14 protein-coding genes are annotated in these 12,882 nt (G+C 59.5%); 11 read left to right on the top strand and 3 right to left on the bottom strand.

Features of this window, described 5'->3' with window-relative positions; genetic code table 11:
* Window positions 1–4: 4 nt before the first annotated feature.
* The 4 genes from ACQ4MJ_RS25245 to fliR all read left to right on the top strand — a co-directional run bounded on the left by ACQ4MJ_RS25245 (window position 5) and on the right by fliR (window position 2,256).
* The gene (locus ACQ4MJ_RS25245; RefSeq protein ID WP_055398280.1) at window positions 5–361 is read left to right on the top strand and encodes a FliO/MopB family protein; all 357 of its coding nucleotides are present in this window, start codon (window positions 5–7) and stop codon (window positions 359–361) included.
* A gap of 55 nt (window positions 362–416) precedes the next feature.
* Window positions 417–1,124 carry a flagellar type III secretion system pore protein FliP gene (fliP, locus tag ACQ4MJ_RS25250; protein ID WP_121422887.1) on the top strand — a complete coding sequence of 236 codons (708 nt, stop codon included), beginning with the start codon at window positions 417–419 and terminating at the stop codon, window positions 1,122–1,124.
* 11 nt (window positions 1,125–1,135) lie between these two features.
* Window positions 1,136–1,405 carry a flagellar biosynthesis protein FliQ gene (gene fliQ / locus ACQ4MJ_RS25255; RefSeq protein WP_431150845.1) on the top strand — a complete coding sequence of 90 codons (270 nt, stop codon included), beginning with the start codon at window positions 1,136–1,138 and terminating at the stop codon, window positions 1,403–1,405.
* Between the two features lie 80 nt (window positions 1,406–1,485).
* Window positions 1,486–2,256: a flagellar biosynthetic protein FliR gene (gene fliR / locus ACQ4MJ_RS25260; protein ID WP_431150844.1), complete on the top strand. Its 771-nt coding sequence runs from the start codon at window positions 1,486–1,488 to the stop codon at window positions 2,254–2,256.
* A 24-nt stretch (window positions 2,257–2,280) separates the two neighbouring features.
* Here fliR and ACQ4MJ_RS25265 read toward each other — a convergent pair whose 3' ends face one another.
* Both ACQ4MJ_RS25265 and ACQ4MJ_RS25270 read right to left on the bottom strand, forming a co-directional pair.
* Entirely contained in the window at window positions 2,281–2,910 is a 630-nt protein-coding gene (locus ACQ4MJ_RS25265; protein WP_121421275.1) for a response regulator, read from the bottom strand.
* Window positions 2,907–4,019: a hybrid sensor histidine kinase/response regulator gene (locus ACQ4MJ_RS25270; RefSeq protein WP_055398275.1), complete on the bottom strand. Its 1,113-nt coding sequence runs from the start codon at window positions 4,017–4,019 to the stop codon at window positions 2,907–2,909. The genes ACQ4MJ_RS25265 and ACQ4MJ_RS25270 overlap by 4 nt, the downstream gene beginning before the upstream one ends.
* Window positions 4,020–4,201: 182 nt before the next feature.
* Here ACQ4MJ_RS25270 and ACQ4MJ_RS25275 point away from each other — a divergent pair, with 182 nt between their 5' ends.
* The 7 genes from ACQ4MJ_RS25275 to ACQ4MJ_RS25305 all read left to right on the top strand — a co-directional run bounded on the left by ACQ4MJ_RS25275 (window position 4,202) and on the right by ACQ4MJ_RS25305 (window position 10,692).
* A complete protein-coding gene (locus tag ACQ4MJ_RS25275; protein WP_010466010.1) occupies window positions 4,202–4,648 on the top strand; it encodes a hypothetical protein in 447 nt (148 codons plus the stop codon).
* Between the two features lie 49 nt (window positions 4,649–4,697).
* Window positions 4,698–5,060 carry a response regulator gene (locus ACQ4MJ_RS25280; RefSeq protein ID WP_010466008.1) on the top strand — a complete coding sequence of 121 codons (363 nt, stop codon included), beginning with the start codon at window positions 4,698–4,700 and terminating at the stop codon, window positions 5,058–5,060.
* A gap of 40 nt (window positions 5,061–5,100) precedes the next feature.
* Window positions 5,101–7,254 (top strand): chemotaxis protein CheW, encoded by a 2,154-nt coding sequence (locus ACQ4MJ_RS25285; protein WP_431150842.1) that lies wholly within the window; start codon window positions 5,101–5,103, stop codon window positions 7,252–7,254.
* A gap of 52 nt (window positions 7,255–7,306) precedes the next feature.
* Complete coding sequence (locus ACQ4MJ_RS25290) at window positions 7,307–7,795, top strand: chemotaxis protein CheW (protein ID WP_010466005.1); 489 nt, start codon at window positions 7,307–7,309, stop codon at window positions 7,793–7,795.
* Window positions 7,796–7,896: 101 nt separating this feature from the next.
* Window positions 7,897–8,802 carry a CheR family methyltransferase gene (locus tag ACQ4MJ_RS25295; protein WP_121421273.1) on the top strand — a complete coding sequence of 302 codons (906 nt, stop codon included), beginning with the start codon at window positions 7,897–7,899 and terminating at the stop codon, window positions 8,800–8,802.
* A gap of 27 nt (window positions 8,803–8,829) precedes the next feature.
* Window positions 8,830–9,579: a chemoreceptor glutamine deamidase CheD gene (gene cheD / locus ACQ4MJ_RS25300; RefSeq protein ID WP_055398273.1), complete on the top strand. Its 750-nt coding sequence runs from the start codon at window positions 8,830–8,832 to the stop codon at window positions 9,577–9,579.
* Window positions 9,580–9,594: 15 nt separating this feature from the next.
* Window positions 9,595–10,692, top strand: coding sequence for a protein-glutamate methylesterase/protein-glutamine glutaminase (locus tag ACQ4MJ_RS25305; protein WP_431150841.1), 1,098 nt, complete (start codon window positions 9,595–9,597; stop codon window positions 10,690–10,692).
* A 77-nt stretch (window positions 10,693–10,769) separates the two neighbouring features.
* Here the strand turns inward: ACQ4MJ_RS25305 and ACQ4MJ_RS25310 are convergent, their stop codons facing one another.
* A complete protein-coding gene (locus ACQ4MJ_RS25310; RefSeq protein ID WP_431150840.1) occupies window positions 10,770–12,668 on the bottom strand; it encodes an ATP-binding cassette domain-containing protein in 1,899 nt (632 codons plus the stop codon).
* Window positions 12,669–12,882 lie beyond the last annotated feature (214 nt).

Below are 12,882 nucleotides of genomic sequence, written 5' to 3' on the forward strand. Positions count from 1 at the left end.
CAGCATGACCCAGACGCTGCTCGTGGTCGTCCTTTTTGTGGGCGCCATGGCCTTACTGCCCTGGCTTGTCCGCCGGTTGCAGCAGCGGCAGGCGGCGGGTAGCGCTGGTGTGGGAGCCGCGTCGCGGGTACTGTCTGCAGTGGCTGTCGGCCCCCATCAGCGCGTGGTGACGGTGGAGGTCGGGCCCGAGCATGCGCGAACCTGGCTGGTGCTGGGCGTTACCGCTCAGCAAGTGAGCTGTCTGCATGTGTTCCCTGCTGGTCCGTCAGCCGCCCCCCATTCGGCACCCAGAGCGGAGCCTTCTTTCGCGCAGGCAGTCGCGTCCGCCGTGAATGCCCCAGGAAGCACCGCCAATGGCTGATGTATCGCTCACCCGTCGCGTGGCGCTGCTGGGAGCGGTCGCTTCTGTGGGGCTCATGGGGCATGATCTGGCCTTCGCGCAGGCGTCTGCCGGGTCCCTGCCGCTGGTGGTGGGGAGCGGTCCGTCTGGCAACAGCTACTCGGTGCCTATTCAGACGCTGTTGTTCTTCACGGCGCTGTCCTTCTTGCCAGCGGTGCTGCTCATGATGACGGGCTTTACCCGGATCGTGATTGTTTTGTCGCTGTTGCGCCAGGCGCTGGGCACCCAGTCCGCGCCGCCCAACCAGGTCATCATCGGGCTGTCGCTGTTTCTCACTTTTTTTGTCATGGGGCCTACCCTGGACCGTGTGTACCAGGATGCATATGTGCCTTACACCAATAACACCATCAGTTTTGAACAGGCTCTGGAAAAGGCCGAAGCGCCAATGCGCAGTTTCATGCTCAAGCAGACCCGGCAGTCTGACTTTGCCCTGTTTTCCCGCTTGGCGCGACTGGATTCCAGTGTGACCGCAGAAACTGCACCCCTCAGGGTGCTTGTGCCTGCATTTGTCACCAGTGAGCTGAAATCGGCGTTTCAGATCGGGTTCATGATCTTCATTCCGTTTCTGGTGATCGACATGGTGGTGTCGAGCATCCTCATGTCTTTGGGCATGATGATGTTGTCTCCGGTGCTGGTGGCACTGCCGTTCAAGCTCATGCTGTTTGTGCTTGCGGACGGCTGGAACCTGCTAATCGGCTCGCTGGCTGCCAGTTTTGTACCCTGAAGGAGCTGCCAATGACTTCACAAATGGTGCTGACCATCGGGCGTGACGCGCTGACATTGCTTCTGATGATTTCGATGCCCGTGCTCGGGGTCGTCATGGCGGTAGGATTGCTCGTGAGCATCTTTCAGGCCGTAACCCAGATCCACGAAGCGACGCTTGCGTTTGTTCCCAAGCTGATTGCCGCGATGGTGGTTTTTGCCATTGCAGGCCCCTGGATGCTCAGCACCCTGGCGGACTTTATCCGCCGGACCATCGAATCGATTCCTTCGATGATTGGCTAGCCCGGTGAGAGGGCGAGCTATGGGTTTTTTCCTGAAGCCGGGTCCTCCAGACGCCCGCTTCGAAGCCCGTTGAGGATCGTGTGATCACTTTCACCGAGGCTCAGCTGATGGCTTGGCTTTCGCCCATTCTGTGGCCCTTTTTGCGCGTGCTGGCCGTGTTCTCGGTCGCGCCGGTGTTCTCCATGCGCACAGTCCCCATGCGCATCAAAATTGGACTGGCGTTTCTGGTGGCACTGTGCGCGCAGGGTGTGCTGGGTGATCAGCCGGTCATCAGCGTCAATGGTCGTGAGGCGTTTGGTGCTGTTGCTCAGCAGGTGGCCGTGGGTCTTGCGATCGGTTTCTCTGTCAGGCTGGTGTTTGCGGCCGTGGAACTGGCGGGTGAAATCATCGGTTTGCAGATGGGCTTGAATTTCGCGTCGTTCTTTGACCCGTCGTCCAATGCGCAGATCAGCGCCGTTGCGCGGTTTTTTGGGCATATGGCCATGCTGCTGTTTGTGGTCATCAATGGCCACTTGCTGATCCTGATGGCCGTGGTGAAAAGCTTTGACCGCTTTCCTGTCGATGGAAATTTTTTGCAGGCGCTCGGGCAGATGCGCCTTTATGAACTGGGCTCGTCGCTGTTCGCCAGCGCGCTCTGGATTGCTCTGCCGATGATTGCGCTGTTGCTGTTTGTCAATTTGACGCTTGGCATCATTTCCCGCGTGGCACCGCAAATGAATATCTATGCGGTCGGCTTCCCCGTGACGTTGACTGTAGGCATGCTGGGTATTGTGGCCACACTGCCGCTACTGGAGCAACCCGTGCTCGCGCTCATGCAGCAGGCAGTCGATCTGTTTGCTGCTCAGCGGTAGACATAAGTGGCGCTGGGGACAGGTTCAGACCAGCTGGTTTCGGATGGCGTAGACGGTAAGCTCCGCATTGTTGGACAGCTTGAGCTTTTCCAGCACCCGTGAACGGTAGACACTCACTGTCTTTGGACTCAGCATCAGCTCTTCTGCAATGTCCGACAGCCTGCGTCCGGACGCGATTTTGACCAGCGTTTGCAGCTCCCGCTCCGACAAGGCCGTGTGTGGCGCTTCCGGCGTAGGCTGTGCCAGGCTGTCCGCGAGCATCTGCGCCACTTCTGCCGTGAGGTACTTGCGTCCCTGCATGACGGTCCGCACGGCCGCAATCAGCTCGACCGGGTCCCCTGCCTTGTTGGCATATCCTTGCGCGCCAGCTTTCAGGCAGCGCAGGGCGTACTGATCTTCTGGATACATCGAGACCACCAGCACCTTGATGGCGGAATGGGTTTCGCGCAAGCTGGTGAGCACCTCCAAGCCGCTGCGGCCCGGCATATTCAAGTCCAGCAGCAATACGTCGCAGGCGGCGGAGCGCAAGACCTCGCGCAACTCGGAATATCCTCCGGCCTCGCCAGTTACCTGGATGTCGGGCGCGTCGGCCAGCGTGTCGCGTATTCCACGCCGCAAGACGGCGTGGTCATCGCACAGGACCACATGAATCACTGCGCATCTCCTGGAGCTGGTGGTGTTGGGTGCGATGTTAGCGGTATGGACAGGATCACCGACGTGCCCTGGCCGGGCCGACTGCTGATGTCCAGCCATCCCCCCACGGTACGGGCACGCTCATGCAGGCCTTTGAGCCCAAAGGCTTTTGGTTTTTCGAGCATGCAGGGGTCAATGCCTTGCCCATCGTCAGTCACTTCCAATGTCAGGACATCCTCTTTGTCGGAGAGGTCAATGTGCACTGTGCGGGGATGTGCGTGTTTGGAGATGTTGGTCAGCGCCTCCTGCGCTGTGCGATAGGCAACCAGCTGAATATCTGCGGTGGCCCGGATAGATTCGCTGCTGCTGATAACCCGGGCGGGAATGCCCGAGCGACGCTCAAATCCGGCGGCAAGCCATTGCACCGCTGCCACCAGTCCCTGTTCAAGAATCGGGGGGCGCAGGTTCATCATGATGCGTTGGCTTGCTCCAATGGCATGCTGCAGCATCTCTGCCGCTGAGGCTGCATGCTCTTGCATCTCCGTATTGGTGCTATGGCGTCCGATCCATGCCACATCGAACCTGACGGCGGTCAGTGCGCCGCCGATATCGTCATGGATCTCGCGGGCAATGGACGCACGTTCCTGCTCGATCGAGGTTTGCAGATGTTCCGTCAGGTCAGCCAGTCGGCGCTCCGAGGCTTCCAGTTGCGAGACAGCCAGTTCGCGTGCCTGACGGGCTTCATGAACCTCCAGGGCGCGTGCAATGACATGCGGCAGCCGCTGAAGGTCGTCTTTAAGCAGGTAATCGGCAATGCCCAGGCGGATCGCATCTACAGCTGCTGCCTCGCCGATGGCTCCCGACAGAAGGATAAAGGGGGGGTGTTGCGGCTTTTGCACCACATGTGCCCACGCGTCCAATGCCGTGAAGCCGGGCAGCCGGTAATCTGCCAAGATGATGTCGAACGGCTGGATATCTGTGAGCCGCTGGAATTCGGAGAGCGAATCCACCCGATGGAGGTGGCAGTGGAGACCGGAGCGCCGCAGGGTCAATGCGGTCAACTCATGATCTGCCAGTGAATCTTCAAGATGCAGGATGTTGAGGGTCTGGTCTGATGCTATGGTGACCATAGGAGCGCTATCATAGGATACAAATTGGAACAAGCAAGGGTGTTTGTCCGATTGGGATGGTTTCAGCGTCAGCGTCCAATGGGCGCTGACACCACGGTGCACACGGGCTTGGGGCCACTGTGCGGGTGTCGTAGTTCTGTGTTTTTGCGTGCTTTGCTGCTGCGTGCCGCGATGGAGAAACGATGCAATCTACGCTAACAACGTCTGGAGGACCTGCTGTCCAGGTTCCCGTCATGGTGGCGGCAGAACTGCAGGATTCGTTGCTGGTCGTTATGCATGACCTGCATCGCCTGGAAGGACTGCTCAACCATGCTACCGATAACCTGCTGGAACGCTTTGGGGAGGCAAACGCGGTGCTGACGGATGCTGCCGTTGCAGATTCCCCGGAGCTGGTAGCTGCCCGCGCTGCGCTGCGCAGTGCAGTGACTGAGTTGCAGTTCCAGGATATGGCGTCCCAGCTGATATGGCACACGACCAAGGTGCTTCAAGGATGCGCGTTTCGTTTGGCTTCCGAAGCCATGGGCAATGAAGATGGCGAAGAAGCGGCGCCCTTTGCGGAGATGGCGCCCGACCGGCCTAACCCTGTCACGCAGAGCGAGATGGATGCCGGTTCGGTGGACCTGTTCTGATCTTTACATCACTGGTTAACCTATATATTTAAGTCAGTTGGAGCCTTACATGCAATCGATCCTTGCCGTAGATGATTCACCGTCCATGCGGAAAATGGTGTCGTTCACTCTGACGGGTGCCGGCTATCACGTCGTGGAGGCGGTGGATGGGCAGGATGCCCTGGAAAAGGCCGAGAGCCACAATATTGATCTTGTGCTCGCTGACCAGAACATGCCCCGGCTTGACGGGATCGGGCTCACTCGGAAACTGCGTGAGAACCCTAAGTTCAAGACCATTCCCATTCTGATCCTCACCACCGAGTCCAGTGATCAGATGAAGCAGGCGGGACGTACAGCTGGCGCGACCGGCTGGTTGGTCAAGCCCTTCGATCCCAATCGCCTGATTGAAGTTATCCAGAAAGTGATCCGCTGAGTCGGGTTGTCCGGGATCACCAAGTACACAGGAGCCCATGATGGCGGAAACTTACCAAGAAGGATCGGGTGCAGGTGCTGACTTCGACCTGAGCCAGTTCTATCAGATCTTTTTCGAGGAAGCAGGCGAAAACCTGGACCAGATGGAGCAGATGCTTCTGGATCTGGATTTGAGTAGCGCCAATGACGAAGAACTCAATGGCATCTTCCGGTGCGCCCATTCCATCAAGGGTGGTTCAGCCACTTTTGGATTCTCGGATGTTGCGGAGTTGACCCACCAGATGGAGTCTCTCCTGGACCGCTTGCGCCGCCACGAGCTCCAGCCGATTCCGCAGATGGTGGATGTGCTCCTCGAATCTGCCGACGCCTCACGGAGCCTGCTGGCCCGCCACCAAGCAGGTGGGCAGGGCGAAGCTGTTTCCACCACCTCACTGGTGCGTCGCATTAGTGAACTTGCTGCAGGGCTGGTCCCCGGGGATGCCCCTGCTGTCGCTCCGCCCCCGCCGCCAGCCGCACCTGCTCCAACTCCAGCTCCACAGGCTGCAGCACCAGCGCCAGCACCGAAGGTAGTGACACCGGCGGTGGTCGGACAGGCTCGGACCCTGGAGATTCAGATTGGTCCCTTGGATCGACTGGAGCAGGCGGATGCCATCAAGGAGCTTTTTCGGGATATCCCGGGCCTCGGGGCGATCCGTGACATAGAAAGTCCACAGGCCAATACGCGGAGTTTCGCGGTGGAAACCACCTCCACCAACGACGATCTGCTCGACCTGTTTGCCTTTCATGTGGCCAAGCAACAGGTGCTGATCCGTGACGCTGCGGCGCCAGCGTCGGGCGTTGCCGCTGACGAGGATGAAGAAACGGTCCTTGCTGCTGGCGCCGCTGGGGGTGAGGCCTACGGTTTCTTCAGCGAAGCGCCTGGTGCCCCACGTGCGGATGCACCTCACGCAGCGCAGGCCCCAGCCCAAGCTGTGAAGGTTGCTGCAGCCCCCAAGGCCAGCGAGCCCAAGGTTGCCATGCAGGCGCAGATGGAGTCCACGACCATTCGGGTCGATGTGAAAAAGGTCGACCAGCTCATCAATCTGGTGGGCGAGCTGGTGATCACCCAGGCGATGCTGGCGCAAAACAGCCGGGGCCTGGATGCTGGTGCGTACCAGCAGTTGCTGGCAGGGCTGGCTGACCTGGATCGCAATACCCGCGATCTTCAGGAGTCGGTCATGTCGATCCGCATGATTCCGATGTCCATTGTCTTCAGCCGTTTCCCCCGCATGCTCCGGGACCTGGCCAACAAGCTGGGCAAGAAGGTGGAACTGGTGACGCTGGGCGAAGCCACCGAACTGGACAAGGGGCTGGTGGAAAAGATCACCGATCCGCTGACTCACTTGGTGCGCAACAGTTGCGACCACGGTATTGAGATGCCCGCAGACCGATTGGCCAAAGGCAAATCCGAGCATGGGACCATCACGTTGTCTGCCTCTCACCAAGGCGGCTCGATCGTGATTGAGGTACGCGACGATGGCCGTGGGCTCTCGCGCGAAAAGATTCTCAGCAAGGCCCAAGAGCGTGGCATTGAAGTGTCCGAGCAGATGAGCGACGCGGAGGTCTGGCAATTGATCTTCGCGCCCGGCTTCTCCACGGCTGACGAGGTGACGGATGTGTCCGGGCGTGGAGTGGGAATGGATGTGGTCAAGCGCAACATCGCTGCACTCAATGGTTCGGTCGAAATAGATTCCGCTGAAGGCTACGGGATGAAGGTTTCTGTACGCCTGCCGCTGACGCTGGCCATCATGGATGGCATGTCCGTGGGGGTGAGTGATGAGGTCTACATTCTTCCGCTGTCTTCGGTGGTGGAGTCCTTCCAGGTCAATGCAGACGATGTAAGCACCGTGGCCCAGGGTTCGCAACTGGTGAAAGTGCGCGATGAATACATGCCGGTGATTGCGCTGGAGAAAATTTTCCAGGTGCCACGTTTCGATCCCAACAAATCCAGCAACATCATGGTGGTGGTCGAGGCGGATGGCAGCCGTGTGGCGCTGTTGGTCGATGAGTTGCTGGGCCAACACCAGGTGGTGGTCAAGAACCTGGAGTCGAACTACCGCAAGGTTCCAAACGTATCGGGGGCCACCATCTTGGGTGACGGCACGGTCGCACTCATTCTGGACACAGGCGGCTTGGTGCGCAGGGCGCGCCACTAGATTCAAGCGGCCGTTCCCAGGGGCACGGCGCTGTCACGAAAGGAGAAGCACCATGAGTGTGATGGGTAAAACAGCAGAGGCGGTGCCAACGGGCACCCGTGAATATCTGACTTTCCGTCTCGACCAGGAAGAGTACGGTATCGACATCCTGAAGGTGCAGGAGATACGTGGCTATGAGCCACCTACACGGATTGCGAACGCCCCTAACTTCATCAAGGGTGTCGTCAATTTGCGCGGCACCATCGTGCCCATCGTTGACATGCGGCTCAAGTTCAACTGCGCGCAGGCCGACTACAACAGCTTCACGGTGGTCATCATTCTGAACCTTCGCAACCGGGTGGTCGGAATCGTGGTGGACTCCGTCAGCGATGTGATGGAGTTGACACCTGAGAGCATCCGTTCGGCGCCTGATATCGAAAGCGCCATCGACAACAGCTGCATCCTGGGGCTGGGGTCGGTGGGGGAGCGGATGCTGATTTTGCTGGACATCGAGAAACTCATGTCCGGCGTAGACATGGGGCTGGTGACGGCCAACGAGTAGGACTCCTCCGTCACCAACGTGGTGGACCTGGCACCTGCCAGATTTCAGGTGTGGCTTGCAGATCTCTAGGAGCGAACAGGATTTCCCGTCGGATGATCAATATGGCCCAACCCACCAGTGCCTCTTCAACAGCCCGGCCTCCCGTTGGCAGGGCGGATCCAGCGTTTGCCGCTGCTGCAGCGCCGTCGGGGCCGCTGGCTCAAGGGCGTGAATTCGTCTGGACCAATGCAGATTTTGCGCGGGTGCAGGCCTTGATCTATCAACGGGCCGGGATCAGCTTGCACGATGGCAAGCACGCCATGGTGTATAGCCGCCTTTCACGCCGCTTGCGGGACACGGGCCACAGCAGCTTTCACGACTATCTGGGATGGCTGGAGACGCACGACGGGCCGGAGTGGCAGGAGTTCATCAATGCCCTGACCACCAACCTCACTGCGTTCTTCCGCGAGCAGCACCACTTTGAGATTTTTGCTTCGCACCTGCGGAGCAAGCCGTCTGCCAGCTGGAAGGTTTGGTGCAACGCGGCATCCACCGGAGAAGAGCCTTATTCCATTGTCATGACCGCATTCGAGGCGCTGGGAGCCAACGCTTCTTTCAAGCTGACTGCCAGTGACATTGATTCCCGCGTGCTGGCGACGGCGGCGCAAGGGGTGTACCGCCTTGACAGTCTCAAGGGGCTGAGCCCGGAGCGCCTGCAAAAGTTTTTTCTGCGGGGAAAGGGTGGCAACCTGGGGATGGTGCGGGCCAAGCCGGAGTTGCGCCGCGCGATTGACTTTATGAGCGTGAACCTCATCCGGGACGACTGGCCGTTCAAAGAGCCCTTCGATGTGGTCTTTTGCCGCAATGTGATGATCTACTTTGACGCCGCCACGCAGCGACGCGTGCTGGAAAGGATTCACCGGGTCCTGAAACCCGGGGGCATGCTGTTCGTGGGGCATGCCGAAAACTTTAGCGAGTCCAGAGACCTGTTTACGCTGCGTGGCAAGACCGTGTACGAGCGTCGCTGACCTGCCATGTTGCCTCGCACCTAGCCCATGACCAATATTCCATCAGGATCCTCTCTTTCTCCGGCCGCCGCCTCTTCTGGTGCGTCCGAGCGGCGCCGTGCCCCTCGCATTGCGCCGTTGAGTGCGGACATCTACTCTGCGGGGGCAGGTCCTGCAAGGGAATCATCGCTGCAAGATCTCAAAGCGCGCAGCCGCAAGCCTGGGGAGGCATCCTTTTTCTACCTGGACCATCATTTCCAGCACAACGCTGTGAAGGTGCTTCCTGGTGAGTATTTCGTCGGCGACGAGAACATGATCATCATGACCGTGTTGGGGTCGTGTATTGCCGCCTGCTTGTGGGACAGCCGCGCGCATGTGGGAGGGATGAACCATTTCATGCTGCCCGATGGTGACGTGGCGGATGCGTCGGGCCGCTATGGTTCATACGCGATGGAATTGCTGATCAACGAGATGCTCAAGCTGGGCGCCCGGCGCGAGACCATGCAGGCCAAGATATTTGGCGGGGCGCAGGTCATGCACAACTTCACGACCATGAACGTCGGTGAGCGCAACACCAATTTTGTTTTGAACTACCTGCACACGGAGCGGATTCCCATCGTCTCCGAGGATGTATTGGATATTTATCCGCGCAAGGTGGTTTTCTTCCCCATCACGGGGAAGGCCATGGTCAAGCGATTGGCACACGCACATCCCGAAACCCTGGTGGCCCAGGAAGTGCGTGGCAATGCAGCTACTGTGGCAAAGACTACCTCGGGCGGTTCTGTCGATCTGTTTTGAGGAAGGCGTGAGTTAATGAGCAGGAAAATCCGGGTGATCGTGGTGGACGATTCGGCGCTGGTCCGTAGTCTGCTGTCCGAGATCATCAACCGGCAGCGGGACATGGAGTGCATTGGCACGGCCAATGATCCCTTGGTGGCACGCGAGATGATCCGTGAGCTCAATCCTGATGTCATCACACTGGATGTTGAGATGCCCCGGATGGATGGCATCGATTTTCTGGGGCGTCTGATGCGCTTGCGCCCGATGCCAGTGGTGATGATTTCCACGCTGACGGAGCGGGGCGCCGAGGTGACTATGAAGGCGCTCGAACTGGGTGCCGTCGATTTTGTGGCCAAGCCCCGGGTGGGGCTGGCCAGTGGCCTCAATGATCTCGCTGCGCAGATCGTGGACAAGATCCGTGTGGCTGCGGTCGCCCAGGTCCGCCGTGCACCCGTGCGTGACGCTGCGCCAGCAGGGGGCGGCGTCGGGGCTGCTGTTGCGCCCCCAGCCTCGGCTCTCCTCGGTCGTCTCTCCACCGAAAAGCTGATCTGTATTGGTGCTTCCACAGGGGGCACGGAGGCTATCAAGGAGGTGCTGGTGCAAATGCCGGCGGATTCGCCCGCGATTGTCATTACCCAGCACATGCCTCCAGGGTTCACCACCAGCTTTGCTGCCCGCTTGAATGGTTTGTGCCAGATTACGGTCAAAGAAGCGGTCAATGGCGAGCGCATCTTGCCTGGCCATGCCTACATCGCGCCGGGTGGCACCCAGTTCCATGTAGCACGCAGTGGTGCCAACTATGTGGCGGTGGTGGATGATGGTCCGCCCGTGAATCGTCACAAGCCCTCGGTGGAAGTGCTGTTCAAATCTGCCGCCGCAGTGGTTGGACGCAATGCCTTCGGCATCATGCTCACTGGAATGGGTAACGATGGAGCGGCTGCGATGCGCGAAATGAAGGACGCCGGCAGCTACAACTATGTGCAGGATGAGGCGACCTGTATTGTCTTTGGCATGCCGCGTGAGGCCATCGCCCATGGCGCTGCTGATGAGGTTCTGCCGCTGGGGCAGATCGCGCCTGCGCTAATCACCCGTCTGCGCGGCGCTACTGATCGGCTGCACCACCGCATCTGATGGAATAACGCGGCCCTTGAGCGCTGCAGGCTGGATGGTTTCCTGCGGGCCGCGCTATGTTCCCCGGCCGGTTAACGCTATGCGGACAGGGCTGTCCAGCGCTCCAGTGCCGCCATCAACTCGTCTTCGATCGTGCCCGCCCTCGCGGTCATGACTGCTGCCCGCGCCGGATCGGTGCTGTAGAGGGTCCCATCTGCCAGCGCCTCTTGGAGCGCCTGCTGTTCGGATTCCAGGCTGGCGATCTGCGCCGGGAGCTGATCCAGTTCGCGCTGCTCTTTGTAGCTAAGCTTCTTTTTTGATAGCTGTTCGGGCTTGTTGGATAAGCGCTGATCGGCATTTTGGCTCAAACTTTCCGCATCAACCTTTTTGGTGGCGGGTGCTGAAGCGTTGAGAGCCCTACTGCGCTTGGATTGCAGCAGCCAGTCCTGCACGCCGCCTTCGTACTCTCGCCACAGTCCATCGCCTTCAAACGCGATGGTGCTGGTGACGACGTTGTCGAGAAAGGTTCGGTCGTGGCTGACGAGGAAGACCGTACCTTCATAGTTCTCCAGCAACTCTTCCAAGAGATCCAGCGTGTCGATGTCCAGATCGTTGGTGGGCTCATCCAGCACCAGGACGTTGGCAGGACGCGCGAACAGCCGCGCCAACAGCAAGCGGTTACGTTCCCCACCCGATAGCGAGCGAACCGGAGAGTGCGCGCGGGCCGGAGAGAACAGGAAATCGCTCAGATAGCTTTTCACGTGTTTGCGCTGGTTGCCAATCTCGATCCATTCGCTGCCCGGGCTGATGAAGTCTTCCAGCGTGGCATCCAGATTGACCGCGTGGCGCATCTGGTCGAAATACGCAACTTGCAGGTTGGCTCCCTGGCGGATGGAGCCCTCGTCAGGCGCGAGCTCGCCAAGGATCATCTTGAGGAGCGTGGTCTTGCCTGCACCGTTGGGGCCAATCAGTCCCACCTTGTCGCCGCGCAGGATGGTCCCCGTGAAGTTGCGAACAATGGTCTTGTCGCCGAACGATTTGCCCACCCCGGTCAGTTCAGCGACGATCTTGCCCTGGTAGCCATTGGAACCACCTGTTGCCACATCCATGCGAACGCTGCCGACCACCTCACGACGTGCTTCGCGGCGCGCACGCAAATGCTCCAGGCGGCTGATGCGGCTCTGGCTGCGGGTACGGCGTGCTTCGACGCCACGGCGTATCCAGACCTCTTCCTGTGCCAAAAGCTTGTCGGCCTTGGCCGAGATGACAGCCTCCTGCGCCAGCTGTTCTTCTTTCTGTATCTGGTACTGCGCGAAGTTTCCGGGGTAAGACCGGAGCTGGCCTCGGTCGAGTTCCACAATGCGCGTGGCGACCCGGTCCAGGAACGATCGATCATGGGTGATGGTGATAACGCTGCCGGGAAAGTCGAGCAGAAGGTCCTCCAGCCATTCAATCGAATCAAGATCCAGATGGTTGGTCGGCTCATCCAGTAACAGTACGTCTGGGCGTGCCACCAACGCCTGTGCCAAGGCCACGCGTTTTTTGGTTCCGCCCGACAGCGTGCCGACCACCGCGTCAGGATCGAGGTGCAGCCGCTGCAGGGTTTCCTCCACCCGCTGCTCCCAGTTCCAGGCGTCGTACGCTTCAATCTCCGACTGCAATGCATCCAGATCCAGTCCTTCCGCCCCCGACAGGTACTGGTCGCGGATAGCGATGACCCTCTGCAATCCTTCGGATGCCGCCTTGAAGATGGTGGCGGCAGCGTCCAGGGAAGGTTCCTGGGCCACAAATGCAATCCTCACTCCTTGCTGTACCTGGAGCGAGCCGTCGTCTGGTTTTGCCAGGCCGCCAAGAATTTTGAGAAGCGAGGATTTGCCTGCGCCATTGCGGCCGATCAGGCCGACACGTTCCGCAGTCTCCAGAGAAAAGCCAGCGTGGTCCAGCAATGCAACATGCCCAAATGCGAGTTGGGCGTCCAGTAAGGTGATAAGTGCCATAAGAGCAAGATTATCGGGGCGGGGCCGTATAAGCCTGTTGGGGATCTTCGGGCCGCTTCAGTGGGCTCGTCTCTTCATATGGGTAGTGGTGTGCATGTGACATGCGCTTGCAGCACTCTGTGTATGTGCCTGTTGCTCCGTCCGCGCTCCGGTAGAACCCAGGCATCGAATGAGTCGGACGCTCTTGCCGCTCAAGAGTGGCAGCGGGAGCACT

It is taken from the genome of Acidovorax facilis, from assembly GCF_050626955.1.
Lineage (GTDB): Bacteria > Pseudomonadota > Gammaproteobacteria > Burkholderiales > Burkholderiaceae_C > Acidovorax > Acidovorax facilis.